General features: G+C 45.4%; 4 protein-coding genes and 1 pseudogene. All 5 read left to right on the top strand.

Annotated features, from left to right (window positions below):
- Window positions 1–6: 6 nt before the first annotated feature.
- A pseudogene (locus tag U2F10_RS04100) lies at window positions 7–2,658 on the top strand (type I polyketide synthase); the annotation flags it as partial.
- Window positions 2,659–2,808: 150 nt separating this feature from the next.
- Window positions 2,809–7,914: an SDR family NAD(P)-dependent oxidoreductase gene (locus U2F10_RS04095; protein ID WP_499871602.1), complete on the top strand. Its 5,106-nt coding sequence runs from the start codon at window positions 2,809–2,811 to the stop codon at window positions 7,912–7,914.
- Window positions 7,907–13,795 (top strand): SDR family NAD(P)-dependent oxidoreductase, encoded by a 5,889-nt coding sequence (locus U2F10_RS04090; RefSeq protein ID WP_499870908.1) that lies wholly within the window; start codon window positions 7,907–7,909, stop codon window positions 13,793–13,795. Before U2F10_RS04095 ends, U2F10_RS04090 begins: the two co-directional genes overlap by 8 nt.
- A complete protein-coding gene (locus tag U2F10_RS04085) occupies window positions 13,792–17,253 on the top strand; it encodes a non-ribosomal peptide synthetase (protein WP_499870906.1) in 3,462 nt (1,153 codons plus the stop codon). The genes U2F10_RS04090 and U2F10_RS04085 overlap by 4 nt, the downstream gene beginning before the upstream one ends.
- Window positions 17,246–21,895 (top strand): type I polyketide synthase, encoded by a 4,650-nt coding sequence (locus U2F10_RS04080; protein ID WP_499870905.1) that lies wholly within the window; start codon window positions 17,246–17,248, stop codon window positions 21,893–21,895. Before U2F10_RS04085 ends, U2F10_RS04080 begins: the two co-directional genes overlap by 8 nt.
- Window positions 21,896–21,941 lie beyond the last annotated feature (46 nt).

Genomic DNA, 21,941 nt, shown 5'->3' with positions numbered 1-21,941 from the left:
GTGGTCATGATGTCTGAATTAACTGGCTTAGAAGTAGCTGTAATTGGCGTTTCAGGACGTTTTCCAAGGAGCAAAAATGTTGAGAGTTTTTGGGAAAATCTGATAAATGGTGTAGAGCTGACCTCGATTTTCTCTAATCCAGGCTCTGACGGTGTAGCTTCTGATAAGCCTAGTGGGCCAGTTAAAGTGGGCGCTGTTCTTGAAGATATTGAACTGTTTGATGCTTCATTTTTTGGCTTCAATCCTAGAGAAGCGGAGACAATGGATCCGCAGCATCGCTTGTTTTTAGAGTGTGCTTGGGAGGCGCTAGAAAACGCAGGCTATAACTCTGAGGTGGAGGAAAGGCCAATAGGCGTTTATGCTGGTGTGGGCATGGGCACTTACTTGCTCTACAACCTGAGCCCAAATCATAATCTGATAAAGTCAAGAGGATTTTTGCCAACCTTGGTGGGCGTTGATAAAGATTATCTGCCCACCCGTGTCTCTTATAAGTTAAACCTCAAGGGACCGAGCATGAGTGTTGGAACAGCATGTTCAAGCTCACTCGTGGCAGTTCATTTAGCTTGTCAAGGCTTGCTCAGCGGTGAATGCGATATGGCTTTGGCCACAGGGGTTGCTGTCAAAGTTCCCCAAACCGAATTAACCTTATCCCCAGGCGAAATCGCGTCTCCGGATGGTCATTGCAGGGCGTTTGATGCTAAGGCGAATGGCACAATTGGTGGCAATGGCATTGGTGTTGTGGTCCTCAAGCGGCTTGAAGATGCGATCGCCGATAGGGATCATATTTATGCCGTGGTTAAAGGGTCTGCTGTTAATAACGATGGAGCGGTTAAGGTTGGCTACACAGCTCCGAGTGAGGAAGGTCAAGCCAGGGCCATTAGAGCGGCCCAAATCATGGCTGAAGTGGAGCCAGAAACCATCACCTACGTCGAAGCCCACGGCACCGGAACAACCCTAGGAGATCCCATCGAAGTCGCAGCGTTAAAACGAGCATTTCGAGCCGATACAGATAAGAAGGGCTACTGTGCCCTGGGTTCAGTAAAAACAAATGTTGGACATCTAGACGCAGCAGCTGGGATTGCCGGTTTAATTAAAACTATTTTTGCGCTTGACCGCAAACTGTTGCCACCGACGCTTAATTTTGAGACGCCCAATCCCCAGATTGATTTTAAAGATAGTCCTTTTTATGTTAATGCGGAGCTTTCTAAGTGGGAAGCCAATGGGACTCCTCGCCGTGCTGGCGTGAGTTCCTTCGGCTTTGGTGGCACTAATGCCCACGTCATTCTAGAAGAAGCCCCTGTTTTAGAAGTATCCAGTGCGTCTAGAGCTAAGCAACTAGTGCTGCTTTCAGCTAAAACCAGTTCGGCTTTGGAAACGTTGACGGCTAACTTGGCAACACACTTAAATCACCATCCAGATCTGAACTTAGCCGATGTTGCCTATACCCTCCAAATGGGTCGTCAAGAGTTTAGTCATCGCCGCATGATCTTGGCAGAAGACATCGAGGACTTACAAAAAGCCCTAGCGACAACTCCGCAACGAGTTATAACTCAATTTCAAGATTTAACCGAGCGTTCTGTTGTGTTCATGTTCACCGGTCAAGGTGCGCAATATTTGAACATGGCGCAGGAGATATACCAAAGCGAGCCCGTATTTCGCCAAGTGTGCGATCGCTGTTGTGACTTGCTTCAACCCCAACTCGGGTTGGATTTGCGGCAGCTGTTATATCCAACCGCAGCGGAGTTTGAAGATGCCGCCCAACAGCTACAGCAGACGGCGATTACTCAACCGGCTCTGTTTGTTGTTGAGTATGCTTTAGCTCAATTATGGATGTCTTGGGGCGTGCATCCGGTGGCAATGATCGGTCACAGCATTGGTGAATATGTGGCAGCATGTCTCGCGGGTGTGTTTTCCCTCGAAGATGCGTTGGCCATTGTGACAGTACGCGGTCAGTTGATGCAGCAATTGCCCCCAGGAAGTATGCTGGCGGTTCCTTTGTCAGAAAAAGAGGTACATCCTTTACTGGGTGAAGCGCTCTCTCTAGCGACTATTAATGGTGCAACTTCCTGTGTCGTTTCGGGGCCAACAGAGGCCATAGAAGCCCTCCAAAATCGGTTATCTTCTGCTGGAGTGGAAGGGCGGCGTCTGCACACTTCCCATGCCTTCCATTCGCAGATGATGGAGCCTATTTTAGAGGCTTTCCAAGAGCAGGTTAGGCAAGTTGATCTGACAACTCCACAAATTCCCTATATTTCCAATCTTACCGGTACCTGGATTACTGCCCAGGAAGCAACCTCTCCGACTTATTGGGCTGCTCATCTACGACAAACCGTCCGTTTCGCTGACGGATTGCAAGTCTTGTTGCAGCGACCTAATCGCCTGTTGCTAGAGGTAGGGCCTGGTAGAACATTAAGTAAATTAGCTAAGCAGCACCCAGAGAGGAAGCCTGAGCAGGTAGTATTAACGTCACTCCGTCATCCTCAAGAAAAACAATCGGATGTTGCGTTTTTGTTGAACACCTTTGGACAACTCTGGTTAGCCGGTGGATCGGTGAATTGGTCAGGATTTTACGCCCATGAGCAACGCCATCGACTCCCTTTGCCAACCTATCCATTTGAGCGTGAGCGCTATTGGATTGATCCCCCAAAACAGGTAACTGAGGATTTTCAATCCTTACCAACCGCATCAGATTTATGGAAATCTCTTGTGCAAGCTGGTCAACATCAGGCAACGATTGGAACTGCTGAGTTCGACGAGCAGGCTTACTTAGAGAACCAACCCAGCTTGAAGGCTCTGTGCCTCGCCTATATGAACAGTGCCCTAAGGCAATTGGGCGCGTTTGCAGAGGACTCTCAGCAATATTCAATCGAAACGCTTTTTGAGCAGTTTCAGATAAGTTCTCGCTATCGGCAACTTCTGTCTCGATGGTTGCAAGTGTTGGTAGAACAGGAACATCTGCAACAAGATGGAGAGTTATTGAGTCATCTAAAGCCGTGTTCTTTAGAGTCTGTAGAAGCACTCTTGACGAATGTCAGAGTCAAATGGGCAAGTGCACCGAAGGCGATCGATTTAGTTGAACGTTGTGGTGAAAATCTCACTTCTGTCCTGAGGGGTGAGAAAGAACCGTTAGAACTTTTTCAGGGATTACTATACGACTTTGATGAAGCGGCAGATGCCAACATTGAATTTCCCTGGCATACCTACTACAATAGCATGTTTCAGGAGATTGCTAAGCAAGTCGTCGACTCATTGCCGAGGTTAACGCAGCTGAGAGTTCTCGAAATTGGTGGTGGCCAGGGGTTGACGACGCGGGAATTGCTCCCTGTATTGCCCTTGGAACGAACGAACTACACCTTTACGGATGTGGGAGCCGCTGCCTTAAACAGATGCAAAAAGAAATTTATCGACTATCCATTTATTGACTATCGTCTTCTGGATATAGAGCGACCTCCTACGGAACAAGGATATGAAGCCCACAGCTATGATGTGGTGGTAGCCGTTAATGTGCTGCACGTAACCAAAAACATGTCTGAAACCCTTCAACATGTTCGCTCTTTATTGGCCCCCAATGGGTTGTTGTTGATTTGGGAGATTACGGAAGCTGCCTTGGACTTCGACATTACTTGGGGTTTGTTAATGAACCCGTTAGAAGATGAGAATCGCAGCCGAGGTAATCCGTTTTTATCCAGACAGCAGTGGCAAGAAGCCCTTTTGCGTCATGGGTTTGTTGAAGTGGAGGCTTTCCCCGAAACGGACGCTCTGGGGCAGCATGTTCTCATAGCGCAGGCATCGATGCCTGAAACCGCTTCGACTCCAGCAGCATTTACCACCATCCTTGAACCGAAAGCGACCGAGCAAACTCCTCAGGTTTCGTTAGAGAAAAAGAGCGATATTGCAGATTGGTTCTACATGCCCTCATGGAAGCGTTCGATGCCACCGTCTGTTCCATCAGAGAGTCAGGCGATGCAGCCGGAATGTTGGCTGGCATTGGTTGATGAATGGGGGTTAGGCGCTTCAATCCTGACGCAGCTTGAGCGGCAGGGGCATGATGTGGTTACTGTCGAGATTGGAGAGAAATTTCTTAAGAAGAGTAAATTTCCCCAATTGAAACGGTCATACGCCATCAATCCGCATCAGAAAGATGATTATAATACTCTGCTCAAAGACCTCGCTGATCAAGGTTTGAGGCCTACAAAAATTCTACATTTGTGGAATGTGACCTTGCCGGATCATCATCCCACATTAGAACTCGAAGCAATTGACCAAGCTCAGGATAGAGGGCTTTACTCACTGCTGTTTCTAGTGCAGGCTCTGGAGAAGCAGAATCTGACTAATGAATTGCAAATCAGCGTCATTTCAAACAACCTGCAGCCTGTGACGGGTGAAGAGAGGCTCTCCCCTGAAAAAGCTACTTTGCTTGGCGCAGTGAGAGTTATTCCGCAAGAATATCCCAACATTGGCTGTCGAAGTATTGACATTAATTTACCTGAAGCGAGTAGTTGGCAAGCGGAGAAGCTCATAGAAGATCTGTTGGTAGAGGTCAGGCTTGATTCCTCAGAGAAAGTGATTGCCTACCGGGGTGCTCATCGCTGGGTGCCCACCTTTGAGCCGGTGCGATTGGATAGGGCCTTTGGCGAAATTCCACCGCTAAAGCAGGGGGGAGTTTATCTAATTACCGGAGGCTTAGGAACCATTGGTTTGTCTCTAGCTTCATATTTAGCGAAAGCTGTTCAATCCAAACTAATTCTGACGGGGCGTTCGACTTTTCCTGCAAAGGATAAGTGGGATGAGTGGCTAACCAACCATGATCGTGATGATGAAATTAGTCGTAAAATTAGCCAGCTAAGGGACTTGGAAGAACTAGGGGCTGAGGTTTTGGTAGCGCAGGTGGATGTCGCAAACCTTGATGCCATGCAGCAGATGATGGCAAAGGCTCAAGAGCAGTTTGGTCCGATTAATGGAGTCGTTCATGCTGCAGGGATTTTGGGAGATGGTCTTATTAGCTTCAAGACACGTGAGGATGCGGAGGGTGTTCTAGCGCCTAAGGTCAAAGGTACATTAGTGCTCGATGCCCTTTTGAAGGAAGTTGAATTAGATTTCCTGATTCTTTGCTCATCGCGTTCTGCAATTGATCCTCTTGTGGGACAGATTAGCTATTCCTCGGCTAACAACTTTCTTGATGCGTTTGCTCACTATAAGACTGCTGTAGATGGAACATTGACTACCTCTATTAATTGGTGGTCCAGTTGGCAGGGGAGTGGGATGGCAGTAGAAGCAGCGAAAAAACTAGCTCGAAGCCAAAATGTTTCGCAACCTCAATCAAAATCGGTTACGAACCCTTTATTTGACCGATGCTTAATCGAGGGATCAAAGGAAATATATGTATCTATTCTAAGTGTAGAAAAACACTGGTTTTTAGATGAACATCGAATCAGAGGGAAGGCGACACTCCCAGGAACTGCTTATCTAGAAATGGCTTGGGCTGCTTGTGAAAGCCACATTGGAAAAGGGACACTCGAAATCCAAGATGTGACTCTCCTAAGGCCTCTGGTATTGGAAGACACAGAAGAAAAGGAAGTTCGTACGCTCTTACAAAAACAAGAGAATAGTTTCGACTTTCTGATTATTAGCCGATTAAACTCTGATGCTGATCAATGGATTGAACATGCCACGGGCAAAATAGTCTTAACAGAAGCAAAACCTCCTGAAAAACGAAATCTTCAGGAAATTGAGGAAAGCTTTAGCCAGGAGAAAGTAATCGCATCCAGACAAAGATATGATTCCTCAGAAGAATTCTCTGAATTTGGAGAAAGATGGGATAATTTACAACGAATAAAGTCAGGAAACAATAAAGGGTTGGCTAGGCTAGAATTGCCTGATATTTTTATTAGTGACCTTGATTTACATAAGCTACATCCGGCATTATTAGATCGCGCTACTAGTTTCCCGGTGCTCAATAGTGGAGATTGTTATTTACCATTTTCATATAAGAGATTGAAGATAAAGGGGACTCTTCCATCTAAGATATATAGCTACGTTAGAGCGGTTGAAAGTAGTCAGCCTCAAGCGGAAGTCCTAAGCTTCAACGTTACCATCATGGATGATCAGGGAACCGATTTGCTTGAGATTGAAGAATATGTCCTGAGAAAGGTAAGCCTGGAAAGAGCTGATGCAACTATTGCTAAGCAGTCTAGTATCCAAAGTAAAGGTACGCGCCCTGCCTCAGAAAGCGAGAATTTTCACTTGCACATTTCTTCCCCTGGCATGCTAGAGACACTGACATTTCGCCCTGATGTTCGTCAGAAGCCTGGTGCAGGTGAAATTGAAATTGAGGTCAGTGCTACTGGTCTCAATTTCAAAGAAGTGCTTTTTGCACTGGGCTTAATTCCTGCTTCCTCTGATTTTAAGCTTGGACTTGAGTGTGCTGGCAAAATTGTTGCCATAGGAGAAGGTGTTGAGGGGTTTGAAGTTGGAGATGAGGTGATTGCCTTTGGTTCTGCATGCTTTAGCCGATTTATTACGACTCCTGCTAAGTTAGTTGTCTTAAAGCCAAAGAATCTCAGTTTGCAGGAGGCAGCAACAATTCCAATCGCATTTACGACTGCTTACTATGCCTTAATCAAAATGGGTAGGCTTTGCCAAGGTGAAAAAGTTTTGATCCATGCCGCCAGTGGTGGTGTTGGGATGGCTGCTGTACAAATAGCCAAATGGGTAGGGGCTCAAATTTATGCTACAGCTGGCAACCCAGAAAAACGTCAATTCTTGCATTCATTAGGTATTGAAAATGTTATGGACTCCCGGTCTGTTGCTTTTGCTGATGAAGTCATGAAGTACACTAACGGTAGGGGAGTGGATGTGGTTTTGAATTCATTAAGTGGAGAATTTATACCAAAGGGCCTCTCAGTTCTGGCACGCTATGGACGCTTCCTTGAACTCGGTTTGCGAGATATCCTTAGTCATAGCCAATTAGACTTGAGTGTTTTTGAGAAACGCTTATCATTCTTTGCGATTCAGGCAGACTTGGAACTACCTGACTTTAGCTCCTTATGGCGAGAGGTCGTGCTTCACTTCCAAGCAGGTGATTTTGCTCCCCTTCCCCATCGAGTATTTTCAATAACGGAAATAGTTGATGCCTTTAAATACATGGCTGAAGCCAAGCATATTGGCAAGATTGTGGTTTCTCTAGAGGACAAAGAGATAAGAGAAACCTTGCTGTTTGCAGATAGTTCTGTAGGTCATGGAGTTGAAAAGACTCTCGCTATCGCTGTGCCAGCTCATCAGCCTTCTGCTGTTTTGGTATCTGCTTCTAACTGGCTTGAAAAGCCTGCCGTATCTAATAGCGCCTCCCAAATGGACTTTCTTAAAGATGGATTGTCACCCTCGGAAGGCATAGAAGCATTTAAGCGAATTTTGGGGGGTAAATTAGCTCAGGCCTTGGTATCGACTACTGATTTACTAGCTGAAGTTAGGCCTAGTAATCGTCAAAAGAAGAATCAGTTAGAGACGATAGACAAGCTTAAGTTAGGTTTATCGACACAATCGGTACATTCACGGCCTGAGCTGAATAATGCCTACGTTCCCCCCAGAAATGAAATTGAAAAAGGACTTACCGATATTTGGCAAGACGTTCTTGGCATAAATCAGATAGGGATTTCCGATAATTTCTTTGAACTCGGTGGTGATTCGCTCTTGATAGTTCAGGTGCGCAGCAAACTGCAAGAAATGTTCAAAAGAGATTTTTCAACAACTGATTTATTTCAATATCCGACCATAAGCGACTTGACAAAATATATAGGCCAAGAGCAAGTCGAGAAACCTACTTTTCAGAAAGCTCATGACCGTGCCAAGCGGCAACAGGAAGCTATGGAAGAGGAAATCCGATTGATCAGGCAAAGGAGAGAGGGACGTGGATAATCAGGCAATTTCTAGTTCCTTGAAAGGTATCGCTATTATTGGCATGGCGGGCCGTTTCCCAGGGGCAAATACCGTTGACCATTTTTGGCAGAACCTTTGCAACGGTGTTGAATCTATTTCATTTTTTACAGACGAAGAGTTGTTTGCTTCTCAAGTGGACCCTTCTTTGTTGCGTTGTCAAAACTACATAAAAGCTGGTTCTCTGTTAGATGATGTTGAGCTGTTTGATGCTCAATTCTTTGGCTTTTCTGCTCGTGAAGCTGAGGTGATGGATCCCCAGCACCGCCTTTTTTTGGAATGTGCTTGGGAAGCTCTTGAAAGTGCCGGCTATGCTTGTGAATCACATAAAGGGCTAACGGGTGTTTATGCGGGAGGTAGCTTAAGTAGCTACTTACTTAATAACCTGAGTTCAAACCCTCACCTGTTTAAATCTCTGGCCAAGGAAGTGGTTTTGATTGGTAACGATAAAGACTACATTCCTACACGGGTTTCTTACAAACTTAATTTGAATGGCCCAAGTTTTAATGTGAGCACGGCTTGTTCTACATCACTAGTAGCGGTGCATTTGGCATGTCGAGGATTGCTCAGTTACGAGTGCGATTTAGCGCTTTCTGGGGGCATTTCGATAGAGGTTCCACAAAAAGCTGGCTATTTGTATCAAGAAGGAGGAATTACTTCCCCCGATGGTCATTGTCGCGCCTTTGATGCTGATGCTCGAGGAACCGTTTTTGGCAATGGGGTGGGCATTGTGGTTCTCAAGAGATTAGAGGACGCTCTGGCAGATGGTGACTACATTCACGCAGTCATCAAAGGTTCAGCCATTAACAACGACGGTTCTTCGAAAGTAGGGTATACGGCTCCCAGTGTGGATGGTCAAGCAGCTGTGATTGCTGAAAGTCAGGCCATTGCAAGATTTAATCCCGAAACGATTACTTATATCGAAACCCACGGAACTGGCACAGCATTGGGTGATCCTATCGAAATAAGGGCGCTGGAAAAAGTATTTCAAGCTAGCACTCAGAAGAAGAATTTCTGTGGTGTTGGCTCGGTCAAACCTAACATTGGACATCTTAATTCAGCCGCGGGTGTCACGGGTTTAATCAAGACGGTCTTAGCTCTAAAACATCAGTTGATACCGCCGAGCCTGAACTTTGAGACCCCCAATCCTGAGATTGATTTTGCAAATAGCCCTTTCTACGTCAACACGGAGCTCTCGTCTTGGGAAACGAATGGTACGCCCCGACGTGCCGGTGTGAGTTCGTTTGGGATTGGTGGAACGAATGCGCATGTGGTGCTAGAAGAAGCCCCTGCCATTGAAGCATCGGGGCCATCACGTCCATTTCAGCTGTTGTTACTGTCCGCTAAAACGAGTTCAGCATTGGAAACAGCGACGACTAATTTGTCTCAATTTCTGCAGGGTGAGATGCCCCTAGCGGATGTGGCGTATACCCTCAGTCTAGGACGTAGGGCGTTCCCCTATCGCCGTGCGGTGATATGCCAGGATATTGAGCAGGCTCAGAATGGCCTCAATGGGTTAGCCCCGGACCAGGTCTGGACTCAATTTGAAGAGCCAAGGGAACGTCCAATCGTGTTTATGTTCTCGGGTCAGGGCGCACAATATGTGAATATGGCCCAGGAGCTCTATCAGCATGAGGCCACGTTTAGGGAGCACGTGGATTTCTGCTGTGAGCACCTGAAAGCTCATATGGGATTGGATTTGCGTCAAGTTCTCTATCCCTGCGATGAGGAATTGTTATCAGCAACTGAGCAGTTGCAACAGACAGCGATTACCCAATCGGCGTTGTTTGTCGTTGAGTATGCATTAGCCCAATTATGGATGTCTTGGGGAGTGCATCCGCACGCCCTGATTGGTCACAGTATCGGAGAATATGTGGCGGCTACGGTATCCGGTGTTATGTCTTTAGAGGATGCCTTGGCCTTAGTATCGGCGCGCGGAAAGCTGATGCAGGGGTTGCCCTCAGGGAGTATGCTGTCGGTGCCTTTGTCGGAGCAAGAGGTCAGTGGTTTACTGGGGCCATCGGTTTCGCTAGCAGCGATTAACGGTCCTTCGGCATGCGTTATTTCAGGGCCCACAGCCGCAATTGAGGCGTTGCAAAATCAGTTAGCCACCCAAGGTATTGAAACTCGGCGTCTGCGTACGTCTCATGCGTTCCATTCAGAGATGATGGAGCCGATTTTAGAGACGTTTGAACAACAGTTTCGAGGAGTCAGGTTGAAGGCACCAAACATTCCATATCTTTCGAATGTCACGGGAACGTGGATTACGGCTCAGGAGGCAACGTCTGCGTCATATTGGGTGTCTCATCTCAGACAGACGGTACGTTGGGCCTCTGGTGTAGCAGAATTGATGAAAGAACCGGCTCAGATATTGCTAGAGGTAGGGCCAGGTCGAACGTTAACGACATTAGCTAAGCGTCATCCAGCGAAAGCGTCTGAGCAGTTGGTTCTGTCTTCTATTAGACATCCGCAGGAAGTGGGGTCGGATGTCGCGTTTTTATTGAAGGGATTAGGTCAGCTTTGGTTGTCAGGAGTTGAGGTAGATTGGTGTGGGTTTTATGGACATGAGCGTCGTCATCGCTTACCCTTGCCGACGTATCCCTTTGAACGCCAGCGTTACTGGATTGAGCCTCCAACCCAATTAATTGAGGGGTATAGCCCCTTACTAACCGCGCCAGAACTGTGGAAATTACTGGTTCAGGCTGCCCAGCATCAGTCGATTGCGGGAACGGCAGAGTTCGATGAGCAGGCTTATTTAGAAAATCGACCCAGCCTAGAAGCTTTGTGCCTTGCTTATATGAATCGAGCGCTTAGACAATTAGGTGCTTTTGAAGAAGATACTCAGAAATATTCAATTGAGTCTCTTTGTGAGCAGTTTCAGATTAATGCTCGCTACCGGCAACTGTTGTCTCGATGGCTGCACGTATTGGTAGAACATGGTCACTTACAGAAAGATGGGGAGTTATTTGGCAATCTTGCGCCCTGTTTAACAGGTTCTGTCAATGATTTCTTAAAGGAAGTTAGGCTTAGATGGGCAGATGTACCGACAGCGATCGATTTAGTAGAGCGCTGTGGTAAAAATCTCGCGTCTGTCCTTAGAGGTCAGAAAGAGCCTTTGGAATTTTTTCAGGATCTTATATATGCTCCTGACGATTTTGGGGATGCCAGCATAGTATGGCCTTGGCATACCTATTACAACAGCATATTGCGGGTAATTGTTAAGCAAATCACAGACTCATTGCCCCAATTAACAAACTTGAGAGTTTTGGAAATTGGGGGGGGGCAAGGTTTAGCTACTCGAGAATTACTCCCGTTATTACCGTCTAAACAAACAAACTATACGTTTACTGATGTCGGCGGCTATTTCTTAAGCAGTGGTGAAAAGAAGTTTGGTACCTATCCGTTCATTGACTATCGTTTCTTAGACATTGAGCAGCCTCCCAGTCAACAGGGATATGAAAATCACAGTTTTGATGTGGTAATAGCAGCTAATGTACTGCATGCAACCAAGAACATAGACGCAACTCTCCACCATGTTCGCTCTTTGCTAGCACCTAATGGCCTATTGCTGATCTTGGAGATCACTGAAGCAGCCCTAGACTTTGATGTTACTTGGGGTCTGTTGATGAATCCGCTAGAGGATGAAGAACGTAGCATAGGTAATCCATTTTTATCCAAGCAGCAGTGGCGGGAAGCGCTTTTGCGTCATGGTTTTGTTGAAGTGGCTGCTTTTCCTGAAAGCGAATCTTTGGGACAGCATATTCTAGTGGCTCAGGCATCAATGCCTGACACGTTAACGACTTCAGCAGCATTTACCGTACCCCTTGAGTATAAAAATGAACCCACTTCTCAAGCCTTATTAAACAAGAATCCGGACATGGCTGAGTGGTTCTACATTCCCTCATGGAAGCGCTCTACAGCTCCATTACCGTTCCGAGCAAAAGAGCAGACGCGTCAGCCGGAATGTTGGTTAGTGTTTGTTGATAAGTGTGGGTTAGGAGCACAGATTCTTGAACGACTAGAGCTTGAGGGCCATGACGTCATTACGGTCGGAATTGGGGAGAAATTTAGCAGCAATCAGGTAGAGCAAAGCCAACGAACGTATACGATTAATCCTCAACAAAGGGATGACTATAGTGCTCTGCTCGAAGAACTGCTTGCCCTTGGTTTAAAACCCACTAAAGTTCTTCATCTTTGGAATGTTACATCGCAGGAGAGAACTGAATCAAAGCTGGCAGTGATTGATCAAGTTCAATCAAAAGGATTCTACTCTCTACTTTTTCTAGTGCAGGCTCTTACAAACCAGAATCTGGCTGATGAGTTGCAGGTTACCATTATTTCTAACGACCTACAGTCAGTAACGGGTGAAGAGAAACTCTCTCCCGAAAAAGCCACTTTGTTAGGAGCAGTTAGAGTTATTCCGCTAGAGTATCCCAACATCCATTGTCGTAGCATTGACGTTCTGCTTCCTGAAAGCGGATGTTGGCATATGGAAAACCTTGTAGAGAATCTATTAGCGGAGTTTAGTGTCAATACGACTGAACCGATAATTGCCTATCGCGGCATGCATCGCTGGGCTCTGACTATTGAGCAAGCGCGTTTAGATGAGACTTTTGAGGGAACCTCAAGATTAAGAGAGGGAGGAGTTTATCTCATTACAGGTGGATTGGGAACCATTGGGCTTGCCCTGGCTTTATACTTAGCTCAGACTGTGCAAGCCAGATTGGTGCTCACAGGTCGTTCAGCATTTCCGGCAAAAGATAAATGGGATGAGTGGTTAAACAGTCATGAACTCGACGATGAGATCAGTGATAAGATTGGCCGGTTGAAGAAGTTGGAAGAGCTTGGAGCTGAGGTTCTGATTGCTGAAGCAGATGTGGCTGATCTCGAAGCGATGCAACAAGTGATTGCTCAAACTCAGGAGCGATTTGGCCAGATTAATGGTGTTATCCATGCCGCTGGTATTCTCGGTGATGGAGTTATTGGGCGTAAGGCACGTGAGGATGCAGAAAGTGTTTTATTGCCTAAGGTACAGGGCACATTGGTGCTTGATGAAGTTTTGAAGACGTTTGAGTTAGATTTTTGGATTCTTTGTTCATCGCGTGCTTCAGTTACTCCCTTAGCCGGGCAGATGAGTTATTCTTCTGCCAACAATTTTCTGGATGTATTTGCTCATTATAAAACTTTCAAAGATGGAACGCCCGCAATATCTATTAACTGGGGTAGTTGGCTAGGAAGTGGAATGGCGGTGGAGGCAGCGAAAAAGTTAGCTGGAACCCAACTGTCCCAAACAGATGATCATGACTGGTATAAAGATCCTGCTGGACCCATTAGTAAATTCAAGGTGGACTTTCTTAAGGATGGGGTATCTATCTCAGAAGGTATAGAGGTATTTAAGCGAATCTTGGGAGGCAACCTATCTCAAGTTATTGTATCGGCAAGTGATTTGATAGCTCAAATCAACGATGACAATATTTATCCCACACTAAGCAAGATAGAGGCTTTAGAGGAGCCTAGTTCAGGTCTATCAAGACATCCACGACCTGAACTAAACAGTGCTTATGTTGCTCCTAGAAATGATACTGAGAAAAATCTGACTGACATTTGGCAAGAGGTTCTTGGCATAGGGCAGATAGGAATTTACGACAACTTTTTTGAGTTGGGAGGTGATTCTCTTTTAGCAACGCAGGTTATATCTCGAGCAAACAAGGCATTCCATGCAGAATTGTCTGTAAATAGTGTATTTGAAACACCCACGGTGGCTGATATATCTGAGCAAATTAAGAATATGCGTTTGACGACTCAAAAACAGCCAAATTTTGTTGATTTCACTGCGGCTAAACGAGATGAGGGAGTATTATGAAGCACATTGAAGAACTCTTGTCTTATTTCCAAAGCCTAGATGTAAGATTCTGGGTTGATGATGGGAAGCTGCATTATAGTGCTCCTGAAGGAACGCTTACACCAGTGCTGAAGACCCAGCTGCAAGAGCACAAATCAGCGATCATTGAGTTTCTTAAAAGCACTGATCTTGCTTTGAATTCCAACACTCCATGTATCTTGCCTGCATCAAGGAATGCAAACTTACCCTTGTCCTTTACCCAGCAAGGGCTATGGTTTCTCCAGCAATTGGAACTCAATAATCCTTTTTATAATGAAAATCTAGCTATACGGCTGACGGGCATTCTTGATTTTGTCGCAATGGAACAGAGTCTCAACGAGATTGTGCGACGTCACGAAATTTTGCGTACTACTTTCAAGTTAGTAGATGGACAGCCAGTTCAAATTATTGCTCCGAATCTTACCTTGACACTGCCGGTGATCGATCTATGTCAGTTGTCTGAAGCTGATCAAAAGGAGAAAGTCAAGCGGTTAGCAACTGAGGACATTCAAGGTTTCTTCGATTTAGCTCAAGGGCCTCTAATGCGTTGTACATTGCTGCAGCTACGCGATCAGGAGCATATTTTACTATTCACAATACATCATATTATTTTTGATGGTTGGTCAGGAGGAGTTATTATTCGTGAATTGTCAACCCTTTATCAAGCCTTATCTGCTGGAAAATCGGTGTTACTGCCTGAGCTACCCATTCAATATGCGGACTTTGCAGTTTGGCAGCGACAGCAGTTACAGGGAGAAAATATAAAGCTTCAGCTCTCTTATTGGAAGCAGCAGTTAGAGAATTCTCCACCTCTGCTGCAGCTTCCTACAGATCGACCACGACCACCCATTCAAACTTATCGAGGGGCGAGACAATCCTTCGTGTTGCCCAAGAGTTTGACCAAAGTGCTTAAAGCACTCTCTCAGAAAGCAGGCTCTACACTGTTTATGACGTTGTTGTCAGCGTTTAAGGTCCTACTCTATCGATACTCTGGGCAAGAAGATATTGTAGTGGGTTCGGCCATTGCCAACCGTAACCAAGTTGAAGTTGAAAAACTGGTTGGTTTTTTTGTTAATACTCTGGTGTTACGAACCGATGTTTCAGGCAACCCTACTTTTGAAGAACTCTTAGATAGAGTACGTAAGGTAATGATGGGGGCCTACGCCAACCAAGATCTACCCTTTGAAAGGTTGGTAGAAGAACTGCAGCCAGAGCGAGATGCTGATCGTAATCCGTTGTATCAGGTGTCGTTTGACTTCCAAAATACTCCGAAGGTGGGGTTTGAGCTGCCTGGTTTAACCATAGCTCCCTTTGAGATTGAACGTACCAGAGCTTTGCTTGATTTAGGTTTAGATATTACAGAGACTGATTCAAAACTTGAGTGTTTTTGGGAGTACAACACTGATTTATTTGAATGGTCTACTGTTAAGCGCATGGCTGGGCATTTCCAAACGTTGCTTGAAGCGATCGCAACTAATCCGCAACAGCGAGTTTCCGAGTTGCCTCTACTCAGAGAATCAGAGCAGTATCAGCTATTGGTGGAATGGAATCAAACCCAATTAGATTATCCCAAAGAGAGCTGTATTCATGAGCTGTTTGAAGCGCAGGTGGAGCAAACACCTAATGCGATCGCATTAGTCTTTGAGGAACAAAAACTTACTTATGCAGAATTAAACCGGCGAGCCAACCAGGTTGCACACTACCTCAAAAAACAGAAGGTTCAACCAGAGGTACTCGTCGGTATCTGTGTAGAACGCTCTCTAGAGATGGTGATAGGTTTATTGGGGATTCTCAAGGCTGGTGGAGCCTATGTGCCCTTAGATCCCGCCTATCCTGCCGAGCGCTTAACGTATATGTTGTCAGATTCCCAGGTCTCGGTTTTATTGACAACAAGGCAGCTGAGGCAACACCTTCCTGAGCATCCCGCAACTGTGATTGAGTTAGATACCGACTGGGGCCTCATTGCTGAAGAAGACGATATAAATCCTGTCGCGGCAGGCAGTGCCGAGACGTTAGCTTACGTGATTTATACCTCCGGCTCCACAGGAAATCCGAAGGGAGTGTTAGTTACCCACCAGGGATTATGTAACCTAGCCCAGGAACCAAGTCGCTTCAATGTTCAACCAGGTAGCCGCGTTCTGCAATTTGCTTCTTTAAATTTTGATGCTTCAATCTGGGAAATTATGATGGCTTTGGGGTCAGGAGCAACCCTGTATTTAGGAACGCCAATTTCACTACTCCCAGGCCCTGCTTTAATGCAGCTATTGCGTATCCAGGAAATCACTCATGTGACTCTTCCACCGACAGCATTGGCTGCGTTGCCGAGAGAAGAGCTGCCAGCGTTGCAAACTATTATCGTTGCTGGAGAAAGTTGTTCAGCGGAATTGGTTGCAGCATGGTCTCAGAATCGTCAATTTTTCAATGCCTATGGGCCATCTGAATCTACCGTATGTGCCACTTTTTATGAATGTAAAGATGTGAGCCGAGTCATCCCGATTGGTCGTCCGATTGCGAACACTCAAATTTATCTTCTAGATGGTGAGGGTCAGCCAGTACCTATTGGTGTATCGGGAGAACTGTATATTGGTGGTGTGGGTCTTGCTCGTGGTTATCTCAATCGTCCGGAGTTAACGGCTCAAAAATTCATATCCAATCCGTTTAGTCATTCAAAGTTCAAAGTTCGAAGTTCAAAATTATATCGAACCGGGGATTTGGCAAAATATTTACCTGATGGGAACATTGAGTTTCTGGGTCGCATTGACCATCAAGTGAAGGTTCGCAGTTTCCGCGTAGAACTTGGAGAAATCGAAGCTGCTTTATTGCAACACCCAGGAGTAAGTAAGGCCGTAGTTCTTGTCTGGGAAGATCATCCAGGTGATAAGCGAATAGTGGCATATCTAGTTTTGAACCAAAACTATGGTTTCAATAGTGATCAACTACAAACCTTCCTGAAGGAAAAGCTACCTAACTATATGATTCCTTCGGCTTTCGTAGTGCTGGATGCTATCCCTCTTATGCCTAATGGAAAGGTTGATCGAGATGCCTTACCAGTACCAGAAGGTCGTCCACAATTGGAAGAGGCTTATGTGATGCCTCAAACTGAGGCAGAAAGAGTTATTGCTGCTGTTTGGCAAGATCTCCTTAAGCTAGAGAAAGTAGGAATTAATGACAATTTCTTTAGCATGGGAGGGCATTCCTTACTTCTTGTTAGGGTTCAAACAAAATTAAATGAAGTTCTTGATACGGAAATACCAATAGTTGAACTCTTCAAATATCCAACTATAAAGGAACTGGCACAATATCTGGCTCGTAAAGGTGACTTTGAAAAAATTCAAAAGCTTCATTCTAAACGTATACATGATCGTGCAAGCAGACAAAAAGAAGCCATAAAAAAACAGAGACAACGGCTTAGGCAACAAGGGAGGAAGGCCAATGGATAGTTGGGAAAAGGAAGATTCTTTAGAATCTGTAGCCATAATTGGCATGGTTGGTCGCTTTCCTGGAGCCAAAAATATTGATGAGTTTTGGCAAAATTTACATGACGGCGTAGAGTCTATTGCTTTCTTCACGGATGAGGAGTTGGTAGCTGAAGGGATAGATTCAGCCGAGTTGAAGAATCCTAACTATGTTAAAGCAGCAAGCGTCTTATCTGATACTGAGCTGTTTGACGCCTCATTTTTTGGCTTTACACCTCATGAAGCTGAAATTACTGACCCCCAACATCGCTTCTTTTTAGAATCTGCTTGGCAGGCTTTAGAAAACGCTGGTTATGACTCTCAAACATATCAGGGTCGAATTGGTATCTATGCTGGTGCAGGATTCAGTGGCTATTTGTTGCAAAATCTGAATTCAAGCTCTGAGACCTCAGATTTTTCAGATATCTATCGATTACTAATTGGCAATGATAAAGACTTTGTTTCAACAAGAGTTTCTTTCCAACTAAATCTCACCGGGCCAAGCGTTAATGTTAATACGGCTTGTTCGACCTCTTTAGTAGCCGTTCAAATGGGCTGCCAGAGTTTGCTAAGTTATCAGTCTGATATGGTTCTGGCGGGAGGCGTGTCGATCCACTCACCGCAAAAGGCAGGATATTTGTACCAAGAAGGCATGATTCTGTCTCCTGATGGACACTGCCGGGCTTTTGACGCTCAAGCTCAGGGAACAGTTGGTGGTAGCGGGGTGGGCATTGTGGTTCTCAAGAGATTAGAGGACGCTCTGACCGATTGTGACTACATTCATGCAGTTATCAAAGGTTCAGCCATTAACAACGACGGTTCTTCAAAGGTGGGATACACGGCTCCCAGTGTGGATGGTCAAGCAGCCGTGATCCTAGAGGCTCAGGCCCTAGCTGGCATAGACCCTGAAACCGTCACTTACGTGGAGACTCATGGTACCGGAACTCCTTTGGGAGATCCCATTGAAATTGCCGCACTTAGACAGGCCTATTCTGCCAGCACCCAGAAACAAGGCTTTTGTGCTATTGGTTCGGTCAAGACCAATGTTGGGCACTTAGATTCAGCCGCGGGTGTCACAGGTTTAATCAAGACGGTCTTAGCCCTAAAACATCAGTTGATACCGCCGAGCCTGAACTTTGAGACCCCCAATCCTGAGATTGATTTTGCAAATAGCCCTTTCTATGTCAACACGGAGCTCTCGTCTTGGGAAACGAATGGTACGCCCCGACGTGCCGGTGTGAGTTCGTTTGGGATTGGTGGAACGAATGCGCATGTGGTGCTAGAAGAAGCCCCTGCCATTGAAGCATCCGGGCCATCACGTCCATTTCAGCTGTTGTTACTGTCCGCTAAAACGAGTTCAGCATTGGAAACAGCGACGACTAATTTGTCTCAATTTCTGCAGGGTGAGATGCCCCTAGCGGATGTGGCGTATACCCTCAGTCTAGGACGTAGGGCGTTCCCCTATCGCCGTGCGGTGATATGCCAGGATATTGAGCAGGCCCAGAGTGCCCTCAATAGGTTAGCCCCGGACCAGGTCTGGACTCAATTTGAAGAGCCAAGGGAACGTCCAATCGTGTTTATGTTCTCGGGTCAGGGCGCACAATATGTGAATATGGCCCAGGAGCTCTATCAGCATGAGGCCACGTTTAGGGAGCACGTGGATTTCTGCTGTGAGCACCTGAAAGCTCATATGGGATTGGATTTGCGTCAAGTTCTCTATCCCTGCGATGAGGAATTGTTATCAGCAACTGAGCAGTTGCAACAGACAGCGATTACCCAATCGGCGTTGTTTGTCGTTGAGTATGCATTAGCCCAATTATGGATGTCTTGGGGAGTGCATCCGCACGCCCTGATTGGTCACAGTATCGGAGAATATGTGGCGGCTACGGTATCCGGTGTTATGTCTTTAGAGGATGCCTTGGCCTTAGTATCGGCGCGCGGAAAGCTGATGCAGGGGTTGCCCTCAGGGAGTATGCTGTCGGTGCCTTTGTCGGAGCAAGAGGTCAGTGGTTTACTGGGGCCATCGGTTTCGCTAGCAGCGATTAACGGTCCTTCGGCATGCGTTATTTCAGGGCCCACAGCCGCAATTGAGGCGTTGCAAAATCAGTTAGCCACCCAAGGTATTGAAACTCGGCGTCTGCGTACGTCTCATGCGTTCCATTCAGAGATGATGGAGCCGATTTTAGAGACGTTTGAACAACAGTTTCGAGGAGTCAGGTTGAAGGCACCAAACATTCCATATCTTTCGAATGTCACGGGAACGTGGATTACGGCTCAGGAGGCAACGTCTGCGTCATATTGGGTGTCTCATCTCAGACAGACGGTACGTTGGGCCTCTGGTGTAGCAGAATTGATGAAAGAACCGGCTCAGATATTGCTAGAGGTAGGGCCAGGTCGAACGTTAACGACATTAGCTAAGCGTCATCCAGCGAAAGCGTCTGAGCAGTTGGTTCTGTCTTCTATTAGACATCCGCAGGAAGTGGGGTCGGATGTCGCGTTTTTATTGAAGGGATTAGGTCAGCTTTGGTTGTCGGGAGTTGAGGTAGATTGGTATGCATTTTATGGACATGAGCGTCGTCATCGCTTACCCTTGCCGACGTATCCCTTTGAACGTCAGCGTTACTGGATTGAGCCGACAAAATTAAAAGAAACAGCAAGGGCGAAGCATAAAGAAACTGGCAAACGTTCAGATATTGCTCAATGGTTTTATGTTCCCTCTTGGAAGCGACTCCCCCTGCCAGCCAAGCAACTAGAGAAAACACTGAATAATGTTTTAGTGTTTATAGATGAGTTTGGTTTTGGGAAAAAATTAGCTGACCAATTGATACAGCTCGGACAAAATGTCATTTGTGTCAAAATTGGAAACTCGTTTGCAGAGCTGAATGAAAGAGTCTATACGTTAAACCCTCAACAGCTTGATGACTATAACACTCTATTTAATAAGCTTAATACAATAGGATTCTTCCCAGATATTGTTGCTCATTTATGGAGTGTGACATCAAATAATCATTCAGAATTGACACTGGATAAACTTGATCATTCTCAAGATTTAGGGCTCCACAGCCTGATCTTTATAGCTCAAGCATTAGGTAAGCGTAGCTCAGCAGATGAACTTAAAATTGTTGTTGTTTCAAACAACTTACAAGATGTCACAGGGGATGAGGTCATCGCTCCTGAAAAGGCTACCTTACTTGGCGCTATAAAAACCATTCCCCTAGAGTATCCCAATGTTTACTGTCGTAGTGTAGATGTAGCTATCCCTGGTGATGATACAAACTTTCTCACAGGCTGTAATGATCAGCTGATAGATCAACTTCTAGGTGAATTGACAGTTAGCTCTCCTGATATTGTAATTGCATATCGTGGGCTTTCTCGTTGGGGGAAAACATTTGAGAAAATTCAACTAGATCACTCTATGGAGGCCAAAAGTCAATTAAAAGAAGAGGGGGTCTATCTAATTACGGGTGGGTTTGGTGGAATGGGTTTCACCGTAGCCCAATATTTGGCTGAAACTGTCAAAGCAAAGATAGTCTTGCTAGGGCGCTCTTCATTTATTCCTAGAGAAAAATGGGAAGACTGGCTGGCCAATCATGATGAAGCAGATCCGATTTGCAGCAAAATTAGAAAAGTTAAATCTCTTGAAAAATTAGGAGGAGAGGTTTTAGTCATTAGTGCAGATGTAGCAGATAGCCAACAGATGGAAAAGGCTCTAACGGACGTCAAGGAATACTTTGGCAGCGTTAATGGTGTTTTTCATACTGCTGGAGTGGCAGATTATGAAGGAATTATTCAAAATAGAACAAAGCAAATGACAGAAGGTGTTTTAGCACCTAAAGTCAAGGGCACTTTGGTACTTGATCGACTGTTGAATGATATCAAGCTCGACTTCTTTGTTCTATTTTCCTCATTGGGAAATGTCTTATATCAGCTGAAGTTTGGACAGGTGGGATACAGTGCTGCAAATGAATTTTTAGATTCGTTTACATACTATAAAAAAAACCATAGCGCATTCACAGTTGCTATCAATTGGGATGATTGGGAAGAAGTCGGCATGACAGTTGAAGCAATAAAAAATAGGAAACGCAATATTTATCAAGAAAAAATTTCCGACTCCTTTATGTCTAACGCTTCTAGTCTTTCTCCATCTGAGGGTATAGAGGTTTTACAGCGTATTTTAGGAAGTTCCTTGCCTTCGCTCAATCAAATTGTTATATCAACCCGTGATTTACCTAAGGCTGTAGAAACAATATCTGAAACTGTAGAAATAATATCTGAAACTATAGAAGCGATATCAAAATATCCACGACCTGAGCTAAGGAATAATTATGTGGCTCCTAGAAACGAGACTGAACGAAGGGTTGCTGATGTTTGGCAAAGCATTCTGAGGATAGAGCAAATAGGAATCTATGATGATTTTTTTGATTTGGGTGGTGATTCTCTGATAGGACTTCAGCTGATTTCTAAACTTAAGCAAGAATTTCAGGTGGAAATGTCTATTAATTCTCTTTTTCAGGCACCCTCTGTATCTCAAATGGCTTTAGTATTAGAGGAAATTATTGTAGGGGAGTTAGAGAAATTAACTGAGGATGAAGCTGAGAAGCTTATGGCAGTTATTGATCATCAGTGACGAATATCTGGAAGTATTGTCGAATAATACGATTAAGAATGGCTAG

It is taken from the genome of Leptothoe sp. EHU-05/26/07-4 (genome assembly GCF_043421015.1).
GTDB classification, from domain to species: domain Bacteria; phylum Cyanobacteriota; class Cyanobacteriia; order Phormidesmidales; family Phormidesmidaceae; genus Leptothoe; species Leptothoe turfae.
Note: the sequence above shows the minus strand (reverse complement) of the source record. Positions and strands in the feature narration are given on the sequence as shown.

What these genes read in the sequence shown, in the direction of transcription:
- U2F10_RS04095 (WP_499871602.1), top strand. Translation starts at nt 2,809, where the DNA reads ATGAACAGTGCCCTAAGGCAATTGGGCGCGTTTGCAGAGGACTCTCAG.
- U2F10_RS04085 (WP_499870906.1), top strand. Translation starts at nt 13,792, where the DNA reads ATGAAGCACATTGAAGAACTCTTGTCTTATTTCCAAAGCCTAGATGTA.
- U2F10_RS04080 (WP_499870905.1), top strand. Translation starts at nt 17,246, where the DNA reads ATGGATAGTTGGGAAAAGGAAGATTCTTTAGAATCTGTAGCCATAATT.